Raw genomic sequence first — 22,773 nt, 5'->3', positions numbered from 1 at the left:
GATTGAAGGCAGGTGGTATGTTCTCAGTACTCGTGTATAGGATTTGTTTGGAAAAATAAAGTGTCAATGATTTTTTTTTTGATAAAAATTAAGATAATTGATTGTTAGTGAATTGTTTAAGTGAGTTTTATCAAGTTTTGTATCTAGACAAAAGTTGCGATAACACATATGTTTCAGTACTAAAAACATATGTAATCATAAAACTGCTGTTAAAGAAGCACCTTTACCAATTGATTCTAAAAAATGATTAGTAGAAGTACCAATATGACCCATTTAAGAAAAATTTTAATTGTAAGCGTTTTGAGTTTGAGTTGCGGAATTGCATTCGCACAAAAAACAAAAAGACCCAATGTTATTTTGATTCTCACCGACGATCAAGGCATTGGCGATTTGGGCTGCCATGGAAATCCTTGGTTGAAAACGCCCAATATTGATGCCTTTTATAACGAATCTGTTCGAATGACCGATTTTCATGTGACGCCTTTGTGTACCCCTACGCGAGGAGCAATCATGACCGGAAGATACCCGATAAACAATGGTACTTGGGCCACCTTCAAAGGTAGAGATGGCTTATCTGGTGATGCACAAACTATGGCCGATGTTTTTCAGCAAAACGGCTACCATACTGCTATGTTTGGTAAATGGCATTTGGGGGATAATTATCCAACTCGTCCAACAGATAGCGGTTTTGAAGTTGCAATAAATCATTTGGCTGGTGGCGTGGGTGAACTTTCTGATTATTGGGGAAACAGTTATTTTAATGATGTGTATTATGTCAACAACCAACCCAAACAATTCAACGGATATTGCACGGATGTGTGGTTTGAAGAAACGATGAAATACATTGATAAAAATGAAGATAAGCCTTTCTTTATCTACCTTCCTACCAATGCGCCTCACGACCCATTGATTGTAGCCGAAAAATATGCAGCTCCCTACAAACACCTAGAAGGCAAAGAAATTATAAGTGCCAATTTGTACGGAATGATTGCCAATTTGGACGAGAATTTCGGGAAATTGAATCAGTTTTTGATAGATAAAAAACTCGCAGACAATACCATCGTGATTTACATGACCGACAACGGAACCCGTTTTGGGTACAGTTCCGACGGAAAATTGGGTTATAATAAAGGATACAGAGGCATAAAAGGAGATAAACTAGAGGGAGGACATCGGGTTCCGTTTTTTATACGTTGGCCAAACGGGAAAATTGAAGGCGGTAAAGACATCAATAGCCTTGCGGCGCATGTAGATTTGATTCCTACTTTGGCTAGTTTGTGTCAATTGACTGTTCCTAAAAAAATGCCTTTGGATGGAGTGGATTTTTCACCGCTTTTGTTGGGATCCAAAAAGACAATGGAACGTAAAACCGCTTTTATTCACCACAGACAAGATTGGCGTCCGCCGATGGATGTGGATCAAACTTGTATTATAAAAGACAATTGGAGGTTGCTCAATGGAACTGATTTGTATGATATCGAAAAAGACCCGAAACAATTGACCAATCTTGCGGCAAAATATCCAGCAATTGTAACCACTCTTTTGGCGCAAAATATAGCTTTCTTAGTTGAGTCCAAAAAAAATCCGGAGTACAATGAATTGCCTGTTAGTACGGTGGGGAATCCTGCTCAGGAAGAAATAAAATTAACCATTCAGCATGCCATTGGGGAAGATTCGGGTATTTGGAAACCAGAACAAATTGCAGAGGGACTAAAAAACAAGAACAATACTCATGCTATTTTTGTCGAAAAAGAAGGAGATTATCTGATTTCGTGCCGACGCTGGCCAAAAGAATGTCCCGGAACTATTTTGGGAATTCCAGCAGTCAATCCTAAAAATTTATTCGAGTATAAAACTATAGCTCCTCAAAAAGTCCGAATAAGCATTGCCAACCAAATGTTCGAAAAAAATATTGGTAAAGAAGATGTTGAAGTGCTGTTCAAGGTGCATTTAGAAAAAGGAAAAACATTTTTGACGAATGATTTTATTGATAAAAAAGAAACCTACGGCGTGTACTATTCCTACATATTGCTGGTCAAATAATTTTTTTTCGAAAAGCAGTTTCTTATTCGAATAAAACAAAAAACAATACAAGTTCAAACTAAAACAAATTAAACTACATACAGAATATTAAAACCATGAAAAAACGATTTACCTTATCCTTACACTTAATTGCAGCGTTTCTACTAGTCTGTACGGCAGTCCAATCGCAACAAAGAGAGCAAGACTTTAATTTTGATTGGAAATTTCAGTTGCAAGAAAACAATCAGATTAGTAAAGCGATTCCGTTACAAGATGCCGCTTGGCGTGATGTTCGACTTCCACATGATTACAGCGTCGAAGCTTCTTTCGATAAAAAACTAGAAGGTTGTACGGGTTATTTACCAGGTGGAATTGCTTGGTATCAAAAACATTTTGACACACCGGCTAATAGCAAAAACGGAAATGTGTACATCCTTTTTGATGGAGTGTACAACAATGCGACTTTTTGGATCAACGGAACCTATTTGGGCGAAAATCCATATGGTTATTCTCCGGTTTATTTCGATCTAAGTAAGTATTTAAAAAAGGACGGAACCAAGAATGTGATCTCGGTACACGTAGACCATTCGCGCTACGCAGACAGTCGCTGGTACACGGGAAGCGGTATTTATAGAAATGTAAAATTGATTACAACGGATAAATTGCATATTCCGATTTGGGGAACGTTTGTAACAACTCCAGACGTAACTGCAGAAAACGCCAAAGTAGCTATTGAAACAAAGGTGAAGAACGACTACAAGCAAAGCCAAAACTTGACCTTGTCTACCAAAATTTATGAAGCCAATGGAACATTAGTGAAAACAGAAACAAAAGAGGTGAAAGTTGGATCTGGAAAAGAAATAACGGTTTCTCAAAATGTAGCCATCACTAATCCGAAATTATGGTCTACAGAGACGCCAAACAGATACAAAGCAGTAACGAGCATCCTTGTAAAAGGAAAAGTAATTGACGAATATACTACACCATTTGGAATACGATCTATCGTTTTTGACAAAGACAACGGTTTTTTCTTAAACGGAAAAGCAACCGATGTAAAAGGAGTTTGTTTGCATCATGATGCTGGTTTGGTTGGTGCTGCGGTGCCAAAAGGAGTTTGGAGACGTCGATTTTTAGGTTTGAAAGAAGCTGGAGTAAACGCAATCAGAACTTCTCACAATCCATTTTCGGAAGAATTTTTGGATTTGTGTGACGAAATGGGATTCTTGGTTCAGAACGAGATTTTTGACGAAATGGACAATCCAAAAGACAAACAGCACAATATGGAAGAAAAAAGTGTGCAGTACATGACTCGTGGCTATACCGAACATTTTCAAAAATGGGGAGAAAGCGATTTGAAGCGCACTATTTTGAGAGATAGAAATCATCCTTCTATTTTTGAGTGGAGTATTGGTAACGAGATCGAATGGACCTATCCAGGATATAAAGAGGTGAGTGGATTATGGGATCCAGGAGCAGGAAATTATTGGAACCAGATTCCGAAATTAACCAAAGAAGAGATGAAAGCACGTTATGATGCTTTGCCAAATAGAAAATACAAATTGGCAGAAACTGCGCAAAGATTGTCCAAATGGGTCAAAGATTTGGATACAACTCGTCCTGTAACCGCCAATTTAATCATTCCGGTTGCTAGTTTGGCTTCGGGTTATGGTGATGCTTTAGACGTCGTAGGTTTTAGTTACCAAACCAATCAATACGATTGGACCAAAAAGAATTACCCAAACAAAATGATGACAGGTTCTGAAAATTCGGGTACTTGGCAAGATTGGAATTCGATTATCGAAAACCCAATGGTGTTTAGTATGTACATGTGGACAGGAATTGACTACATGGGGGAATCGACAGACAAATGGCCACAAAAAGGTTGGGATGGAGACATCTTGGATTTCGCTGGATTTAAAAAGCAAGGTTTTAATTATTTCAAAAGTATTTGGGTAAATAAACCAAGTGTAGCGATTGGAACAATGCCATTGAAAGGTTCTGCTTTCAAAATGGATGAATTGAGTAAAAAAGCGATTTCAGATTCGAAAAAAGCATTGAATTGGGACAATAGCAAAGCAAATATGCATTGGAATTATACTCCAGGAGAACTTGTTTTGGTCGAAGTGCCAACAAATTTACATGTGGCTGAATTGTTTCTAAATGGAAAATCTCTTGGGAGTAGAAGTCTAAGTGATAATCCAGATCGAATTCTGCGTTGGGTTGTTCCTTTCGAAAAAGGTACATTGACTGTAAAAGGTGGTTTTGATGGTGCAGAAGTAGTTGCAAATCTTGAAACAAGTGCTGCTCCGTATAGCATTCGTTTGACAACAGATGCTACTTCTTTATCAGCAGATGGGTATGATGTGGCGCACATTATTGCACAGTTGGTTGACGAAAAAGGAGTAGAAGTGAAAACTGAAAACGCTGATCTTACTTTTGAGGTAGACGGTAATGCCAAAGTTTTGGGAGTAGATAATGGTTCGAATAGCAACATTCAAGACTACCAATCGAATAAATTAACAACAGACAAAGGACGTGCTTTGTTATTGATTCAGTCCTTGAAAAAAGGAGGTATTGTTCGAATAAAAGCCAGTTCGAAAACATTGAAAAGCAATAGTATTACAGTTGAAATAAAATAAATTTAGTTTGTCTAATACCAAATTTAAAAATAGCAATATGAACTTAAAAAAACACAAGTTAACTACCGTATTGGCCCTTTCGTTAGGTCTTTTTGCTACTGTAGTTACTGCACAAACCAAACCAAATATTGTCTTGATCGTATCTGATGATGCAGGTTATTCTGATTTTGGTTTTCAAGGGAGCAAAATAATGAAAACGCCTTATTTGGATGAATTGGCCAAACAAGGAGTCAAATTTGAACAAGCGTACGTAACGGCAGCAGTTTGTGGCCCATCACGTGCAGGATTGTTGACAGGTAAATACCAAGAACGTTTTGGCTTTGAAGAAAATAACGTTCCCGGATATATGGTGAAATCTTGTTTGTCTGATGATGATATGGGTTTGCCATTAGACCAAAAAACAATGGGAAACTACATGAAAGAATTGGGGTACAAAACCGCTGTTTTTGGAAAATGGCATATGGGAAGCAAAGATGAATTTCATCCTATGAACCGTGGTTTTGATACTTTTGTTGGTTTTAGAGGGGGTGCTCGTAGTTATTACAAATACGATCCAGATGATAGTGAAGTAAAAACAGAAAATCGATTGGAACGTGGTTTTGGAAATTTTCAAGAATCGGATGAGTACATGACCGATGTTTTGGCTGATGCTTCTATTAATTTTATTAAAGAAAACAAGAACAATCCTTTCTTTGTGTATTTGGCTTTTAATGCCGTTCACGCACCCTTGCAATCCGATAAAAAAGATTTGGTTAATTTTCCTAATTTAACTGGAAAACGCAAAGAATTGGCTGCAATGACACTTTCGTTAGATCGTGCTTGTGGTCGTGTATTTGAAACACTTAAGAAATTAGGCTTGGATAAAAACACGATTGTTATTTTTACCAATGACAACGGTGGACCAACAGATTCGACTACGGCAGACAACTTGCCTTTGAGCGGTATGAAAGCCACTTTGCTAGAAGGCGGAATTCGAGTTCCTTTTATCATGCGTTGGCCTGGAGTTTTGCCTGCAAACACCGTGTACAAAAAACCAATTTGTACCTTTGATTTATTGCCTACTTTCTACAAAATGGGTGGCGGAAATATAGCTGCTTTAAAAGATATTGATGGAGTCGATTTACTACCTCATATTTTAGGTAAAAAGACCAATTTACCCCATCAAGAATTGTATTGGAAAGGCGAAGTCGGTTCAGCGATGCGTGACGGAAATTGGAAGTTATTGCGTTTTCCTGATCGTCCAGCAGAGTTGTTTGATGTAGATAAAGATGCAGGAGAATTAAACAACCTAGCCGATCAAAATCCAGAACGAGTTAAAGCGATGTACAAAAAAATATTTGCTTGGGAACAAACCTTAGAGCGTCCGCTCTGGATGTTGAGACGTAAGTACGAAGGTGACGCCATCAAAAGAATGGATGTTTATTGGAATAGAAAGTAACTAGTAATAGGCTGATGAGGTTTTTCCATCAGCCTTTTTTTTTGTAATACTTTCATCTATTTTTAATTGAAATTAATAGAAATAGTGTTTTTTGTAAAGAAGTAGTAGCATTTAGTTTCGGGTAATGGGCCGAATAGGAAATTTAATTAAAACTGTAAAATTTTATGTAATAAAAGTGTGTTTTTTCAATAGGAATCTTGTAAATTAGTAGATGATTTTATTTCACTTTTTTTTATACTTATGAAGTGTTTTATTATCGTATTCTTATTTAAATAGTGTTTGTATTGTCAACTAAATCAAAAATTATGCAGTTACGTAAACTTATCACATTGTGTTTTTGTGCTTCTTTAGGATCTATTAGTGCACAAGTAAAAATGACAGAAGAAGCATGGGAACTCCCCACATATAAGGTAGCGCCCGGGGAAAAAGCCCCGATTTTCTTTGCAAATGAAAGCTTTCAGGGTGCTCGCAGGGTTATTTATCCTTATGCTCTAAATGATGTTATTTCACATACTAAAGAGCTTCATAAATGGAAGCTTTTGAAGCTTGAAAATGAGTTTATTGAAATGGGTATTACACCAGAAATAGGAGGCAAAATCTATTATGCTACCGATAAAACTAATAATTACAATTTTATATATAAAAATAACGAAGTCAAACCCGCAAATATTGGAATGACGGGTGCTTGGGTATCAGGTGGAATAGAATGGTGTGTATTGCATCATCATCGTGCTTCAACAATGCTCCCTATGGATTATTCTATGGCAGAAAATGAAGATGGTAGCAAAACCATTTTTATTGGAGAAACAGAACCGAGGCACCGAATGAGATGGACGGCTGCTGTAACTCTGAAACCTGGAAAGTCCTATTTTGAAGCGGAACTAACAATATACAATCCGACGCCTTATACCAATAGTTTTTTAAACTGGGCAAATGTAGCTACTAGCACCAATGAAAATTATCAGACTATTTTTCCGACAAGTGTACAATTGGCTACCTTTCACGCCAAAAATCAATTTACACGATGGCCAATTTCTACAGAAATCTTTAGAGACCAAGATTTTACCAAAGGAGTAGATGTGAGCTGGTGGAAAAACGTAAAAGAAAACGCTTCCTTTTTTTCTTGGGATTTAAAGGAAGATTTTATGGGGGGGTACGACCATGGAAAACAGAGTGGAACCATACATGTGGGCGATCATAATATTATTAAAGGAGCCAAACTTTGGGAATGGGGTTCTGGTACTGTGGGGCAAGCTACAGAAGCTAGACTTACAGAAACCAGTGGCCCTTATGTAGAAATTATGGTAGGTGCTTTTTCTGATAATCAACCAGATTATACTTGGATAAGACCATATGAAACTAAAACTTGGAAACAATATTGGTATCCCGTGAGAGATATTGAGGGTTTTAAAAATGCAAATATAGATGCTGCAGTAAACCTAGAGCAAAGAGGCGAAAATAAATTTTTATTAGGGTATTATTCTACCCAAAAACTAGATAAAGCGCGAATTATTTTAAAAAACGGGAATAAAATTATCCTTCAAAAAGACGTGCAAATTTCGCCAGCAAAATCATTCAAGGAATTTATCACCATTAAAGACTTAAATAAGTTTACAGATCTTTCAACTGAATTGATTGATTTAGCAACTAATCAAACCATTATTAGCTATCAACCAAAAGAGTTAAAACCTATCGAAAAACTTCCAACACCAGTGGATAGACCCACTTCTCCAGAAGATATGACCTCGGTAGAAGAACTTTTTTTGGCAGGAAACCGCATGGAGCAATTTTATAAATCGCCGAGCGAATATTATAATGAAGTTCTAAAACGGGATCCATCTGATACTAGAACACATACCGCAATTGGTCATCAGTTGTTGAAAGATGGCGATTACAATGCTGCAAGAAAACATTTTTCGATAGCAATTAAACGTTTAACAAATGATTATACCAGGCCTTCCACAGGCGAAGCGCTTTATCTACAAGGTGTAACTTTAAAAGGATTGGGACTTTATGAAGAAGCCATTGATACCCTTTATCGTGCAACTTGGGACTACGGCTATCATTCTGCGGGTTATTTTGAGTTGGCGCAAATATCTTGTTTAAAAGGCGATTTCAAAAAAGCCTTGTACGAAATAGGGGAGTCGCTTTCAACAAATACGAAGAACAACCAAGCATTTGCCCTAAAAGCATCCATTCAAAGGAAGTTGAAAGACTACAAAGGAGCACAGGCAACTGTAGATTTGATTTTAAAATCAGACCCACTTAATTTTAGACTAGCAAATGAATCCTATCTAATTGCAAAAGAATCAGGTCAATCTGATGCCGCAACAAAGGAATTAAAATTACTTACAACAAAGTTGAGAGACTTTAATGAAAATTATCTAGAGTTAGCCATTGGTTATCTTAATGAGGGTATGTTGGTGGAAGCGCAAGATGTTTTAGTTCGATTTAAGGGCAAAAATCCAATTGTAAACTATTATTTAGGGTTTATAGAAGATTCGCTTGGCGAAAAAGCGAAAGCTAAAAAATATTTTAGCCTCGCACAATCTTTATCAGAATCTGGTATATTTCCATTTCGACTTGAAACGATAAAAATAATAAACAAAGCTTTGGAGTACAATCCCTCTGATGGTAAAGCCTACTATTACTTAGGAAATATTTTATATAATAAACAGCCGGATTTGGCTATTGCCAATTGGGAAAAAGCCATCAAATATGAGCCTAAATTGGCAATGGCATACCGTAATTTAGGCTGGGGTTATTATCGCCATTTAAATAACTTAGACAAGGCTATTATTTATTATGAAAAAGCCATAGCACTGGATAAAACTGATGCAATTGTTTATGCAGAACTCGATAAATTATATGAATTAAACAATTCAGCTATTGACAAAAGGTTAAAAATATTTGATGGTAATAGTGCCGTTGTTAGACAACGTGATGATGCATTTATAAGCCAAATTACAGTACTTACTTTAGCAGGCAAACCCGAACTTTCGGTAGAATATTTAAAGGGAAAAGAATTTAGTTTTAGAGAGGGTAACTCAATGGTTAGAGAAGTGATTATTGATGCACAACTTACTTTAGGAATGCAATTTTTCGATAAAAAGGAATACAAAAAAGCATTAGAACATTTTTTATTGGCACAAGTTCCTGAAGAAGAAGCAGGTAGCGCTAGGTCAGGCAATAGAAATTTGCAAATTAATTACGAAATTGGATTAGCGTATGAGGCATTGCAGGATAAAACTAATACTGAAAAATATTTTAAATTAGCCACATTATTAGATAAACCCGATGTTAGGAAAAAAAGTGCCTTAAGAGGGTTTATGAACTATTATCAAGGACTCAGCTTTCTAAAACTGGGTGATAAAAAGAAAGCAACTGAAATATTCAATAGTTTGGTTGAAACTGGAAATAAACAACTAGATCCAAACGCGGTAGATGATTCCAACTACTTTCAGATTTTTGGAGAACGCGAAAAAGAGAACGTAAAAAAATCTATTTCTTACACCATTAGAGGACTAGGTTATCGAGGACTAGGCAAATCTACTCTAGCGAAAGAGGATTTACAAAAAGCGGTTGAATTATTGGCTAGTAATTTATGGGCAAAAATAGAACTTGAAAAGCTGTAGTATTTAATAATTAAAATCATTCGAATGTCTATTGTAGAGTTTAAGATATAAGAACAAAAGTGACGCCATCAAAAGAATGGATGTTTATTGGAATAGAAAATAATTAATAGTAGGCTGATGGGTTTTTTCCATCAGCCTATTTTTAGGTATAATGATTAGATGAGTATTGTTTGGGTATTTGGAAACGTTTTTAGATAATCAGAAACTTTGCAGAGACGCTTTCAGCGAGACAAACTTTGCGGAGTCGTAGTTGATTGATGGTATGTAATGGAAGTTTATATCTCAGAAATATATTAGTAGATAATTGTTGTTTAGAAGCTAATTTACTCAAAAATAATGGGCCAAAGATTTTATTATCATTCAATAATGTGCTTACTTTGTAATAACATTAAATTGAGAGCTATGGAAACTGCAATAATCAAAATTGGAAATTCAAAAGGTTTACGTTTAAGTAAGACCATTTTAGAAAAATACAATATTAAAGACAAAGTAGAAATCATCCTTGAGATGGGACGTATTATCATAAAGCCAATCGAAACACCACGACAGAACTGGGAAGCTGCATTTGAAAAAATGAGCAGAGAAGGTGATGATAAAATGTTAATAGACGATGTTTTTAATGATGAAAACTTCGAAGAATGGAATTAAAACAATATTCAATCGTTTTAATGAATCTGGATCCCACAGTGGGAAGTGAAATACAAAAAACTAGACCCTGTGTAATCGTTTCTCCAGATGAAATGAACAAATACTTAAATACTATTGTAATTGCTCCAATGACTTCAAGTTTGAAAGAGTATCCCACGAGAATCCCTGTTACGCACAACCAACAAAAAGGAATGATTGCAATAGACCAAATTAGAACAGTTGATAAAGTAAGGATTATAAAGTTAGTAGGAAAGTTGAATAAAACTGAAATAAAAAAAACGAAAGAAATTATTAAAGAAACTTTTGTGGATTGATTTAATGTACGACCAAAGTTCATAATGTATCTTTTAATTTATAAATACAAAAAAGGCTAATAAAATCAAATTTTATCAGCCTTTTTAAGTATTTAAAAGTGAAAATTAATTCACTACTTCAAACCCAATTTTATTCAAATCATCAGAGTTGCGACCGATAAAAAGGGTAAACTTTCCGGGTTCGATGGTTTTTTTATAATCGATTCCTATGAATTCTAGTTTATCGGGAGTGATGTTGAAAGTAGCCGTTTTGGTTTGGCCAGGCTCTAAGTTCAAAATCGTGAAATCCTTTAGTTCTTTTAAAGGTCTGGTTACAGAACAAACTTCATCATGTAGGTACAGCTGCACAATCTCGCGACCTGCAATTTTGCCAGTGTTAGTCACTTTGATAGTCGCTTCCAGGCTGCCGTTTTTAGTCATTGTTGCACTGCTCAATTCAATATCCGAATAGTGGTAGGTGGTATAGCTGAGTCCGAAACCAAATAGGTACAGCGGTTTGTTTTGCACATCACGGTGTGTAGTAGAGTAGCGGTTATTTTTTGGTCCTGATTCGAAGGAGTGGCTTGTTTTTCGATAATTATAAAAAATAGGCACTTGTCCTTCGTGAAACGGAAAAGTCACAGGCAATTTACCCGAAGGATTAAATTTTCCCGATAAAATTTCGGCAACAGCTTCACCGCCCATCGTTCCTGGCATCCACGCTTGTAATACAGCATCCGAATTTTGCGCAATTTGCGTCAGTACATACGGACGTCCCGATACGATTACCGATACAATTGGTTTGTTGGTTTTGGCAATTTCTGCAATTAGTTTTTCTTGTGCACTAGGCAAATGCAACGAAGCGGTTCCACCACCTTCGCCACTCATCCAGAATTCTTCGCCTAAGACCATAATTACCATATCGGCTTTTTTAGCCGTTTCTATGGCTTCGGGAATAAATTTTTCTCCCGCTACCTTGAAACTATCAATCTCACACCCTTGGGCGTATGTAAATTCGATTTTATCCCCAAATTCGGCTTTCAAACCATCGTAAATAGAAGTTACATCATCTGCATTCCCTTTGCATTCCCACCAACCTAGTAGGTCTCTTTTCGCTTTCGCTAAAGGGCCGATGATTGCTATTTTTTTGATAGCATTTGAAATTGGCAATACATTTTCGTTTTTCAACAAAACCATACTTTTTAAAGCAATATCTTTGGTTTCCGCTTTGTTTTGTGCCGATAATAGTTCGTTTTTCTCTCTTTCTGCATCAAAATAGGCATAAGGATTATCAAATAATCCTGCTTTTTTCTTGAGCATCAAAACCTGACGTACTGCATTATCTACTTGATTTATAGTGATTTTGCCTTCCTTGACCAGTTTCGGAATCAAAGCGACATATTTATACGAACTCATGTCCATATCAATACCACTATTAAATGCCATAATTGTTGCTATCGAATCATTTTCAGCGATTCCTGTGCTTACTAAATTCTTTATGGTCGCCCAATCGGTCATGACCAAACCTTTGTAACCCATTTCGCCACGCAAAACATCTTGCATCAAGAACGTATTGGCAGTTAAAGGAACACCATCATAGGCACTATAGGCACACATCAAACTCGCCACACCTGCATCAATCGCCGCTTGAAAAGAAGGTAAATAGGTCTCCCGTAATTCTCTTTCCGAAAAATCTTGAATATTATAATCACGTCCTGCCAACGAAGCACCATAACCGGCAAAATGCTTCACGCAACCCAGTACATTTTGAAACGAATGCTGACCTGATTCTTGAAAACCTTTTACTCTTGCAAAGGAGGCTTTGCTACTCAAATAAGGGTCTTCACCCGCAGTTTCGAGTATGCGTCCCCAGCGTGGATCTCTGGCTACATCTACCATTGGTGCATAGGTGAGGTGAATTCCAGCTGCCGAAGCTTCACGTGCCGCAACCGCTGCCGATTTCCGGATGGCTTCCATGTCCCAACTTGCGGCTTCGGCCAATGGAATAGGAGCGATGGTTTTGTAACCGTGAATCACATCTTCTTGAAACAGAATCGGAATTCCACTTTTGGATTCTTCGACTGCTATTTTTTGTAAACGTAAGTTTTGTGCGGTTCCGTTTGATTTTAAAATGCTTCCAATTTTTCCTTCTCGAATTTGTTTAAGATGCTGTTCGGAGGGAGCGTCAGGCATCGGAATCAAATTAAGTTGTCCTGCTTTTTCTTCAATGGTTAGCTTTTTAAGGATAGCTTCAATTTGTGGGTCTAAGAAAGTTATGGATGACGTAGGAGTATCTGTTTTAGTTGATTTACAACCAACAATCAAAAGGGTTAGTGCAATTAATCCGTAGGTTTTTAGTTGTTTTCTTAGTTGCATTTTCTTGGTTTTAATTTATCTGCAAGTTATCTCATATTGCTAATTTTTCGAACCTAATTAGGAATTGAAAGATAGTTTATTAAATACAATTTTTGTCCGCCTCAGCGGCTAAATATGATACTGCGCAGCGCGTGGATTGTTATTCATTATTTAGCTATAACACAGAGATACTCAAAGGAAACTCAGAGCGGTAAAAGTTCGAGCGATCGGTTTATTACGCAGAGATACTCAAAGGAAACACTGAGCTGCGCAAAGTATTTTAGCAGATGGTCATTGCGAGGAACGAAGCAATCACGCAAAGTATTACTACAATCTTGTCCTTCTGAAAGAATCTCAAGGAACGGTTTAAATAATTTCTTATTTCCAATTGAAGACTTGCTACTGTTGTGCGTGCAAAGTCAGGAGACATTTGCACAGCGGTTCTAAGAGCGTTTTGTTATTGCGAGTACTACTTCGAAGAGCAGGATTTACCAGATGAGCACAGCCCCAGCAATGATTTATACACGGTGTTACCAGTAGTTTTTTATTCCTATCCATATTAATCGGCTCCTAAATCATTTCGGAAGTTACTTTAATAACTTTTCCAAATTCATTAAACAGAATAACTAATTCATAATGGTCTAGAGCTCCAATATTTTCTGGGTCAGGTATAAGATAACATATTGTATTTGGACTTGTTTTATATCCACATTCGCCGTCATTTTTTCCTAAAATTTTAAGTACTTCTATTTTGTTTTTTCCAATTAGTACGTTTTCTTTTAAGTCATTAGTCATTCTGTATCGTGAGTCAATATTTTCAATCCAGTCTTTTGAATTAAATTCTTTCGACCTCAAAATTGGATTTATTATTCCGTAACAGATTCCGATAAATAATGTTGTCCAAATAATTGGCATTAATAGTGTTGCCAAAAATGAATAAAATTTTAATTTTTTTATTCCAGATTTTCTTTTCAAAAATTTCTTATACAAAAAGTAAGAAGGTATCAAGAAAAGAATCTCAAATACAATAAAAATAAAAATCAGTTCAATCATTTCTCAATTTTTGTCAAATTACTGGCAACTAGTATATAGGTCTGACAAAATCAGACTTTTCTACCCAAATTAGGTTGTATATGCCTGACAAAGATCAGACACTATTTATTCTCAAATATATAAAATTTAACTTATAAAATATTAAAATGATTTTGTATTTATGCGTCAATTTTGTAAATCATAATTATGAAAATAATAACGCTATAATTAGCTCCGATCGCAGCAAGTATCCTTTTTTGTACGTCTAAGCGTTATTTCACAGCTATACACAAAGGAAGCCCGGAGCTTCGCAAAGTATTTGAACGAACTGCATGATGGCAACGAATAGCTTGTCCCGTTTTTCGGGAAAGTAATCGCGCAAAGTATTTCTACAGTCTTGTCCTTCTGAAAGAATCTCAAGGAGCGGTTTGGGCAATTTCTTATTTCCAGTTGATGACTTGCTACTGTTGTGTGTGCAAAGTCAGGAGACATTTGCACAGCGTTTCTAAGAGCGTTTTTGTTGTGGCTAGAACTCTTCGCAGATCGGGGTACACTTCGAAGAGCTGGGGGAAATTTGCACTGCAGTTCTCATAAAGTTTTGTTGTTGCTAGAGCACTTCGCAGAGCTGGCCCGTCTACTCGATTAGCAGACGTTTATATTTTGTTCATTAAGTAGTTCACAAACGCAGAACAAGTAATTAACATAAATCGTGCTTCCTCCATACCAACATTCACATTATTTTCAAGTAAGCTATGTCGAATTCCGCCTTCGTCTGAAGTATACCCATACAAAGCACTAAATGCAGACTTAAGGCTATTAGGAATTTGATGTTTTTTTTCAATTTCCTTTAATGCCTGTCCCAATGTTGTCTTGTCATCTTTAATTATAATTTTCGCTAAGGATTCAACTGCGGAAATAGATTCCTTGATTGAGTTTCTATAGTCTGGATTTTTTCTGTCCGATAATAGTTCAAGTGCGGTTTGAATATGTGTTTTAACAGATTTAAATTTGTCAGCGTTTCTAATTGCATTTTGAATTTCAACAACTTCCTCTTTTGAATTAATTTCAACAAGTTGTCCATCTACAAATCTAAATGCGGAAAGCTCTCTTTTAAGAAAGTTATTGCAAATTTCAGCAAATGAGTCATGATACGAAGATGAAAATTCAATAAAATCAAATACTTCCCCCCAAGTTGCTTTATAGAACCACGCTCTAACAAATTCGAAAGGGCTGTTTCCGTAGATGCAACCATAGCTAATTGATAAATTGTCTATTGGCATTTTGAAAAAATCAATCCATAAGTCTCTGAAATATTCTGCTAGTTTTGAATACGCTTCTCTTTGACCATAATTATTATAGCCTCTTTCGTTGCTCCTAAATTCGAGAATAGTTTCTATAACAACTGTCCAAAGAGAGTTTCTAAGTTCAGGACTCATTCCTGTTTTTTCTAACTCTGTCTTAATTGGACTTAATCCAAGTTTTTGCGTAAATCTCATATATTTGTCGTGTTCTTAAATGGCTGATAACGGTCTTGTATATAAAAGTAGCGCTGTAAAAAGGCGGTAATTTTCGGATGAAACACAAGCCGAATTTTTAAATTTTACTAATTATTTTATTTTTGGGAATTTGTCAAATTTAAAAATTTGGCGACTTCCTAAAAATGCCCGAACCATTGTGTTAGCAACGACTCGCGCTATTTTTTTATATACGTTGTTACCCACAGTTATTATTCCATAAAGTTATTATATTTTTCAATATAGTTAATCAAAATTTGAATGTTTTCTGTGTGTAAATTAACTTTATGATTATGTTTTGCTAATTGATCTAAGGAGTTCATGAAAATCGCCATAAATTCGATATGTTCACTTTCATAAGTTTCTTTGAATTTCTCTCTTAGCCTTATTCGTTCATTATTATAAAATTTATCCTTTTCAACCAATTTATTATGTCCAATAAGAAAATTAGCTAATTCGTTTTTCGCTTGATGTAGCTCTACTTTTTCTTCTGCTACTGCTTTGTGGACTTTAGGAATAAATTGTTTGTTCAATTCCTTTATTCGTGAAACATATTTGTCCGTTGGAATTATTTTGTTGTATTCAATAATCTTCCCAATAAAATCTAATGCTCCTATAATTTTTTCGGTTTTGAAGCTAACAAGTTCGAAACCTTTAATATCTAATCGATAACGATTTGTGTCTTTGTCCTCAATGTCAAATTGGTTTTCGTCAATTAAATCAAATTCGCTATCTGCATAAATGGTCTGAAGTCCATTTACCATTTTTTCACATTCAGATATTATATATTTTTCTACAAATTCATCTTCATTGGTCAAAGATAAATTTGCGGCATTTTGGGTAAATGCGATTGCATAATTCCAATATTCGTTTTCAATTATTGTTTTATAATACTTTAATCTACCTCTTTCATCAACTACAGGAATTCTTGAGGTAAAACTTCTCGTGTATCTTATTACCTCTGAAAAATTTGAGTAGCGATAATCAATCCATTCTGAAAGTGGTGTTATTTGTATATTTTTAAATGTAAATAGCAAAAAGAAATAGCTTACACTTCCATACCCAAAATTTGTTTTAATTTCCTGCTTTAAGTTATCGGTTATTTTATATTCTGGACTTGACCAACCACTTATTCTGTGTGAATAAGACAATACATTAGGTATTGCTTTTGCTTTGTCATAAGCAAATTCAATATCAAATACTTTAAACCACAACTCAATTCTTTCTTTAATTTCACTTTTCAAATCTCTAAAAGCTGAATCTAAATCAAACTCCTTTTTCTCATTTAATGTAAGTTTTTTATTGGTGTAAATTAAATCTCTTCTATCAAAAAAGGTTTTAATTCCGCCTTCTAAATTGACGTGTACACTTTGATACGCTTTATCTAAATCTTTGCAATATTTAAAGGTTTTATTAGGCAGTTTGGGCTGTAATTCTGTTCTTATAAATGACACAATTTGGTCGATATTATCATTTCCATTTGTTCCGCATAATTCTGAAAGTTTTTTGTTTTCGTTTTCGAAATGTTTAACTATATCAATTGTATCAGTGCCAATTGTTCCATTGTTGTCAATTAACAATAGTAGAAAATCTTCGTTAATTTCAGGTTTTGACATAGGTTGGTTTTATTTTTGGGTAACTAGTATATAGTGCTGACAAAATCAGACTTAATTACCCAAATTAGGTTGTATATGTCTGACAAACGTCAGACAATATTTATTTTCAAATATATAAAATTTAACTTATAAAAAATTGTAATGATTTTATATTTATTCGTCAGTTTTGCAAATCGAAATTATGAAAACCAAAACGCTATAACTAGCCCCGATAGCAGTGAAAATCCTCTTGTATCGCGATAGCAAATACAAGAGATTGCAACGAATAGCGGGAGCAGACGTCATTATGAAAATAACTATTTCTGCTCCTACTAATTAAGGTAAAATCCAATTGATTTCGTCGGATAATTTTCCGGCTTTGACTTCTATTTTGTTGTTTCCTTTTTGGAGTTCTATATTTTTGAATTCGATGATTCGAATATCCGATGTCAGTTTTTGCGTTGCGATTTTTTTACCGTTTAGGTAAAGCGTCGCTGCTGGTTGATTGGTATAGATTTTTACAGTGGTAGGATTGCTATGGATGTTGGTATTTCTGCGTTCGGCAATGTAGAGCTGTGGTTCGCTGTTCCAATTGGTTTTGTAGAAATAAAAGGCGTCCTTTTTTGTGCTGCGGTCATAGGTGATTAGGCCTTTGTGGTTGCGATTGGCAACGCCGCCACGGTTCCAACCCGCTACCGAAAAGTCGAACATATTCCAGACAAATGATCCCCAAACAAAAGGGCGGTCTTTGATGATTTTCCAAGTGATTTCGTGACCGTGGGTTTGGTCTATTTCAGGAAAATGGATTCCGAATGGTTTGTTGTTTATGGTTTCGTCCTGATCTTTGATGTTTGCGCCAGATCCATATTCACTAATACCTAGGGGAATGGTTGGGTTTTGGGTATGCGCTTCGTCGAGCCATTTTGCAAAATCGCCATACTTGCCACCGTACCAACCAAAATACTTGTTCCAAGCCTGTAGGTCGGTGATGTTTTCCATGTTTCCGGTGATTCCTCGGTCACTGGCAGAAGCTGTTAAGCGGTTTGGGTCCAATTTATGAGCCAACTTTTTGAGATCTTCAACAAGTAACACGCAAGGCTCGTTTTTGCTTTTGTGAGCACGAACTTCGTTCCACAATCCCCAAGTAAAAATGCTGGGATGGTTGTAGTTTTGGAGAATCAATTCGGTTAACTGCTGCTTGGCGTTTCCATCTTCACGGCTGCTGTAATCGTGTACAAACGGAATTTCGGTCCACACCAAAATTCCTTTTTCATCGGCCAATTCGTAGGTAAGTTCAGAGTGTTGGTAGTGCGATAAACGTATACCCGTTGCGCCAATTTCGTCTACCAAGTCCATGTCTTGCTGGTGTTGTTGGTCTGAAAGTGCAGGGCCATTTTGTTCCCATTCTTGGTGCATTGCCACGCCGTATAAACGATACGGTTCGTTGTTTAAGTGAAAGCCAGTATCGGCGTTTGCGGACACGGTTTTGATTCCGAAAGATTGATTTATTTTATCGGTCTCATTATTGGAGGTTACACTAATTTCGGCATGGTAGCGATGTGGATTTTGTCTACCATTCCATAAAATAGGCTTTTTGATTTGAAAGTTTTCGCTAAGGATAGTATCTTTTTTGAAACTAGATATCGTACGTTTTTCTTGTGCGACTACCTTGTTTTTGGCATCCAAAATAGTGTAGTTGATGGTACTATTTTGTCCTGGTTTGGATGTCGATAAATGGGTACGAATTTGAATAGTAGCCAAATCTTTTTGAAGTTCTTTGAGTTCGACAAAAACTCCCGAAGAGGCGTAATAATTAGGATTTATATTTGTTTTTGGTGTAGAGAATACTTGTACGGGACGGTAAATTCCGCCATAGAGATTGAACAATTTATCTACGGTTGGAATGACTTTAAAATCGGGTTCGTTGGTTACTTTTACCGCCAGTAAATTGGATTTGTTTGCTTGAGCAAGATCTGTAATTTCATAACAAAAAGCGCTGTAACCACCTTTGTGTTCGCCAATTTTCTTTTCGTTAAAATACAATTCGGCTTGTTGTCCTACGCCTTCAAATCGAATGAAAATACGCTGCCCATCCATTGATTGTGGAATGGTTACAGGAGTTCGGTACCACGATTCGCCACGGTAATACCCAATAGCATTGATGGCATCCATGGAGTAGGTGTGTGGTACTTTTACGGCTTGCCAGTTTTGTACGTCAAAACTGTTTTTTTGTGCATTGAAATTGATTCCTTTGGTATAAATCCAATCGGTTAGGTTGATGTGGTTGCGTTCTTTTACAAAAGGTACTTGTGCTTGCATTGCCAAGCTGATAAGTCCTGTTGTTATTGCGATTTTTAGTTTCATTTTTTGGTTCTGTTTTTTGATGTAATTAATATTATATGTAAAACGGCTACAAATTACATAATTGTTTTTAGATTTAGGTTTTCATCCGTCACTTCGAGTATTTTTTTGATAGTAATGCGATAGCTTTACTATCAAAAAATGTATCGAGAAGCTACAATGTATGCCGTTCTCGATACATTTTATAAAAAAAGCTATCGCATTTTTTATAAAACACTCGAACTGACGAATCCTTAAATTAATATGTCTGTCAACCCTTTTTTCGTGTTATTAATTAAAAATAAAAAGCACAGTCAATTTTATCTTCTGTGCTTTTTGAATGATTGTTTTGGTGTGAAATTATTTCTCCTTCGCTACATAAAAACCACTTCCGTAAGTAGAAAGATAGTATTTGTTTGGGGTGAAATAGTCAATGGCAATATCATTGATACGGTCGGATTGTCCGTTGCCTTTGTTGATTTTGCTCCACGTTTTTCCGCCATCTTTGGATAGAAAAGCTCCTGGGTTAATCAATTCCACCTTTACATTAGCAAGGGTATTAATCAATATAATATTTGGATTATAGGGTGCTACTTCGACACGATTAACCCAAGGATAATCGAATATTTTTTTCCAAGATTTCATTTGGTCATTGCTTACCCAAAGACCGCCATCGTTTTCATTGGCATTTTTATATCCTGATGTGATGTACACTTTTCCGTCTTTGGCAAAATGAATATCGTTAATTCCAAATTTGCCCGCAATTTCGATAGTGGAAGGAACAACAGACCAATTGGCTCCGTTATTGGTCGAAAAATAAAGTCCGCCTTTGTCATTTTGAATGCAAGTGAATAAAGTATTCGGGTTGCTTGGGTCAAATTTAATCGTTGTCGTGTCTAGTGAAGCAGGCAAACCAGCGTTTGGTTCTGTCCATGTTTTTCCGCCATCAATAGATTTATGGATTCCAAAACCTGTTTCGCTATCGCCCACATATTCCATGTTTTTGGCCGCTTTGGGTACACAAAAGTACATAGTGTCTGGATTGTTTGGGTCAATTATCAAACTCAATTGATGTACCGATTGGTCGCCAGAATGCGCTTTTACTTCCCAAGCAGGAATTGGTGTTCCGTGTTTTACCCAAGTTTCGCCACTATCAGTAGATCGGTACAATTCGCCACGGCCTTTTTGTCTAAAAAACAAAGCAAAGTGAATTTTAGGATCTTTAGGGTGAATGGCATAACAACTCACCGATATTTCATCGTCTAGTAATCGTTTGCAAGTCGCTGCTTGAGCACCTGGACGTTCTGGACTAGTTTCGTTATTCGTAATCCACAAACTGTTTTCGCCCGCAGAACAATAGACTTTGTTTGGCGTTAAGTAGCTTTGGTAAAAGCCATGTCCCGGTAAATTGCTGTTTCCTGCACCAATATAACTCTCGGTAGCAGGAGAAGTTTGCACATCGTCAATATCTACCCAAGTATCTCCTTTGTCGTAGGACATCAAAGAAATTTTTGCCATTTGTGTATGCAAGACCGTTCCATCGGCATTGAATATTCCGAAATTGGTCGATTTACGGTCATAGTCATCTCGGTTTTCCCATTGGTGCAAATATTTCAATTTGACATTGCTACCAGTAGGATTCCCACGGTCTGCCCAGTATTTTACGTCTGGACCTGAACTCCAATTCTTTCCATTTCGAAAAGTAACATACCAATTTTTTCCTCCATCTTTGGATCTCCACATGCAGCCGGGCATAAAATTATTTCGAGCCATATTCGAAAACATGTTTACCAAATAAACATTGTTGGCATCATTTGGGTCAACCTGAATTTGGCAGAAATTATGCGTGATTTTTGAGGGCATTTCTGGGTATGATTTTTTAGCTTTTTCTATAGAAATACCAAAGAAATACGCCACCGCATTGTAGTAGGTTTGTAGTACCGATTTGTTGTTTTTGAATTGATTTAAGTCCAATGCTAGGTTACCATCAACGTTGGTCCAGCTTTCGCCACGATCTGTACTCTTAAAAATTCCGCCAGATTGGTCGGTAACGGTATTTCCATCGGCTTTCCAAACGCGGTTGCTAAGTACATACATCGTGAGTTTGTCTGTTTTTGGGTCGTATTGTGTGCTGACACTTCGCAAAACAGTATTATCGATTCCTTTTGATTTGAGTTCCCAGTTTTTACCGGCATCGCTACTTTTATAAAAGCCGCTGCTGGTCGTTGCATAGAGGATATTTGAGTTTTTTGGGTCTACAGCCACTGTTTCTACTTCTGTATTTGGCTGGAGACCATTGGTGATTAAATCCCAACTTTTTCCTTTGTTGGTACTTTTCCAAATTTTAGCTAGACTGTTTTTGTCAATTAAGTTGCCTCGAGGATTTTCTTGGCTAAATAATATGCGCCCCGTGTTTCGTAATTGTCCGGCACCCAGATACCAAATATTTTCGTTTTTTGGATCCACGGCAACACAAGCCAAAAACGCTTTTGCAAAGGTATCAACCGTTGTTTGTTGTTTTTGCCAAGACTTTCCTTTGTCATTGGTAAAGAAGATACCATTATTTTTTAAATCGGTACAAAAACCAAAATTAGGATTCTGACGTGAAAAATCGATACTTCCTAGTTCCTGTGGACCTCTTTCTCCCGATTTTATTCCAGGACCATCTTCGTCCAAAATGGTTTCATATGTAAAACCTTTGTTGGTTGTTCTATAAGTATTGCCCATATTTGGCGAAATATAAAGCACGTTTGGATCGGTAGGATGCCACATGGCCGATTTGTTGTTTCCGCTCATTCCGGGACCAAATTGTTGCCAAATGATATCGGTATCTGAGACGATATTTTTCTTTTTTAAATCGCTAAAGTTGATTGGATTTTTTGCTTTTATCGAAGGATAATGCTCTTGGCTTTGTGCCCAAAAAGGGAGTAGCGCAAAAGTTACAGTTAAGCTAATTAATAATGGTTTCATAGTTAAGCGTTGATAGAAAATGATAGTTCAAAAATAGCTTTTTTGTTAAAGTTGTAGTGCTTCATATGGTTTTATATATGCAACAGCAGTAAGAATAGTTTTTTAATGATTGGTTTAATTGGTACCAAATAACAGCATTTAAAAGGTAGGGTAAACAAATGAGTTTTAAAAGTAAAAAATAGCCACGAATTACGCGAAAAAAAAGACAAATGCTGATATTGTATAATGATACAGATCATCAAGTTACTAAAGAATTGGTGTAATTATTTTTTTATATTCTTAGTAATTTGTG

At 36.2% G+C, this 22,773-nt stretch carries 12 protein-coding genes; 6 read left to right on the top strand and 6 right to left on the bottom strand.

Annotated elements, in window-relative coordinates; translation table 11 throughout:
* Positions 1-243: 243 nt before the first annotated feature.
* The 6 genes from ABZP37_RS14735 to ABZP37_RS14710 all read left to right on the top strand — a co-directional run bounded on the left by ABZP37_RS14735 (position 244) and on the right by ABZP37_RS14710 (position 10,696).
* Positions 244-2,043 (top strand): arylsulfatase, encoded by a 1,800-nt coding sequence (locus ABZP37_RS14735; protein ID WP_366183857.1) that lies wholly within the window; start codon positions 244-246, stop codon positions 2,041-2,043.
* A gap of 95 nt (positions 2,044-2,138) precedes the next feature.
* Complete coding sequence (locus ABZP37_RS14730) at positions 2,139-4,661, top strand: glycoside hydrolase family 2 TIM barrel-domain containing protein (protein WP_366183856.1); 2,523 nt, start codon at positions 2,139-2,141, stop codon at positions 4,659-4,661.
* A 37-nt stretch (positions 4,662-4,698) separates the two neighbouring features.
* Positions 4,699-6,099: a sulfatase gene (locus ABZP37_RS14725; RefSeq protein ID WP_366183855.1), complete on the top strand. Its 1,401-nt coding sequence runs from the start codon at positions 4,699-4,701 to the stop codon at positions 6,097-6,099.
* Between the two features lie 305 nt (positions 6,100-6,404).
* Positions 6,405-9,734 carry a DUF5107 domain-containing protein gene (locus ABZP37_RS14720; RefSeq protein ID WP_366183854.1) on the top strand — a complete coding sequence of 1,110 codons (3,330 nt, stop codon included), beginning with the start codon at positions 6,405-6,407 and terminating at the stop codon, positions 9,732-9,734.
* A 402-nt stretch (positions 9,735-10,136) separates the two neighbouring features.
* Positions 10,137-10,382 carry an AbrB/MazE/SpoVT family DNA-binding domain-containing protein gene (locus ABZP37_RS14715; protein ID WP_366183853.1) on the top strand — a complete coding sequence of 82 codons (246 nt, stop codon included), beginning with the start codon at positions 10,137-10,139 and terminating at the stop codon, positions 10,380-10,382.
* Positions 10,373-10,696: a type II toxin-antitoxin system PemK/MazF family toxin gene (locus ABZP37_RS14710; RefSeq protein WP_366183852.1), complete on the top strand. Its 324-nt coding sequence runs from the start codon at positions 10,373-10,375 to the stop codon at positions 10,694-10,696. Before ABZP37_RS14715 ends, ABZP37_RS14710 begins: the two co-directional genes overlap by 10 nt.
* 105 nt (positions 10,697-10,801) lie before the next feature.
* Here the strand turns inward: ABZP37_RS14710 and bglX are convergent, their stop codons facing one another.
* The 6 genes from bglX to ABZP37_RS14680 all read right to left on the bottom strand — a co-directional run bounded on the left by bglX (position 10,802) and on the right by ABZP37_RS14680 (position 22,481).
* Positions 10,802-13,051, bottom strand: a complete 2,250-nt coding sequence (gene bglX / locus ABZP37_RS14705) for a beta-glucosidase BglX (protein WP_366183851.1) — start codon at positions 13,049-13,051, stop codon at positions 10,802-10,804.
* Positions 13,052-13,600: 549 nt separating this feature from the next.
* Positions 13,601-13,960 (bottom strand): hypothetical protein, encoded by a 360-nt coding sequence (locus ABZP37_RS14700; protein WP_366183850.1) that lies wholly within the window; start codon positions 13,958-13,960, stop codon positions 13,601-13,603.
* Positions 13,961-14,715: 755 nt separating this feature from the next.
* The gene (locus ABZP37_RS14695) at positions 14,716-15,558 is read right to left on the bottom strand and encodes an AbiJ-NTD4 domain-containing protein (protein ID WP_366183849.1); all 843 of its coding nucleotides are present in this window, start codon (positions 15,556-15,558) and stop codon (positions 14,716-14,718) included.
* 230 nt (positions 15,559-15,788) lie between these two features.
* The gene (locus tag ABZP37_RS14690; protein WP_366183848.1) at positions 15,789-17,192 is read right to left on the bottom strand and encodes a hypothetical protein; all 1,404 of its coding nucleotides are present in this window, start codon (positions 17,190-17,192) and stop codon (positions 15,789-15,791) included.
* A 315-nt stretch (positions 17,193-17,507) separates the two neighbouring features.
* Positions 17,508-19,535, bottom strand: coding sequence for a glycoside hydrolase family 2 TIM barrel-domain containing protein (locus tag ABZP37_RS14685; protein WP_366183847.1), 2,028 nt, complete (start codon positions 19,533-19,535; stop codon positions 17,508-17,510).
* Positions 19,536-19,871: 336 nt separating this feature from the next.
* A complete protein-coding gene (locus ABZP37_RS14680) occupies positions 19,872-22,481 on the bottom strand; it encodes a hypothetical protein (RefSeq protein WP_366183846.1) in 2,610 nt (869 codons plus the stop codon).
* Between the last annotated feature and the right edge of the window lie 292 nt (positions 22,482-22,773).

This window comes from Flavobacterium ovatum, from assembly GCF_040703125.1.
GTDB classification, from domain to species: Bacteria; Bacteroidota; Bacteroidia; order Flavobacteriales; family Flavobacteriaceae; genus Flavobacterium; species Flavobacterium ovatum.
This window is presented reverse-complemented; position numbering and strand designations above follow the sequence as displayed.

Bases quoted from the DNA above. Each gene is read 5' to 3' on its own strand.
- ABZP37_RS14735 (WP_366183857.1), top strand. From the start codon at position 244: ATGATTAGTAGAAGTACCAATATGACCCATTTAAGAAAAATTTTAATT.
- ABZP37_RS14730 (WP_366183856.1), top strand. From the start codon at position 2,139: ATGAAAAAACGATTTACCTTATCCTTACACTTAATTGCAGCGTTTCTA.
- ABZP37_RS14725 (WP_366183855.1), top strand. From the start codon at position 4,699: ATGAACTTAAAAAAACACAAGTTAACTACCGTATTGGCCCTTTCGTTA.
- ABZP37_RS14720 (WP_366183854.1), top strand. From the start codon at position 6,405: ATGCAGTTACGTAAACTTATCACATTGTGTTTTTGTGCTTCTTTAGGA.
- ABZP37_RS14715 (WP_366183853.1), top strand. From the start codon at position 10,137: ATGGAAACTGCAATAATCAAAATTGGAAATTCAAAAGGTTTACGTTTA.
- ABZP37_RS14710 (WP_366183852.1), top strand. From the start codon at position 10,373: ATGGAATTAAAACAATATTCAATCGTTTTAATGAATCTGGATCCCACA.
- bglX (WP_366183851.1), bottom strand. From the start codon at position 13,051: ATGCAACTAAGAAAACAACTAAAAACCTACGGATTAATTGCACTAACC.
- ABZP37_RS14695 (WP_366183849.1), bottom strand. From the start codon at position 15,558: ATGAGATTTACGCAAAAACTTGGATTAAGTCCAATTAAGACAGAGTTA.
- ABZP37_RS14690 (WP_366183848.1), bottom strand. From the start codon at position 17,192: ATGTCAAAACCTGAAATTAACGAAGATTTTCTACTATTGTTAATTGAC.
- ABZP37_RS14685 (WP_366183847.1), bottom strand. From the start codon at position 19,535: ATGAAACTAAAAATCGCAATAACAACAGGACTTATCAGCTTGGCAATG.
- ABZP37_RS14680 (WP_366183846.1), bottom strand. From the start codon at position 22,481: ATGAAACCATTATTAATTAGCTTAACTGTAACTTTTGCGCTACTCCCT.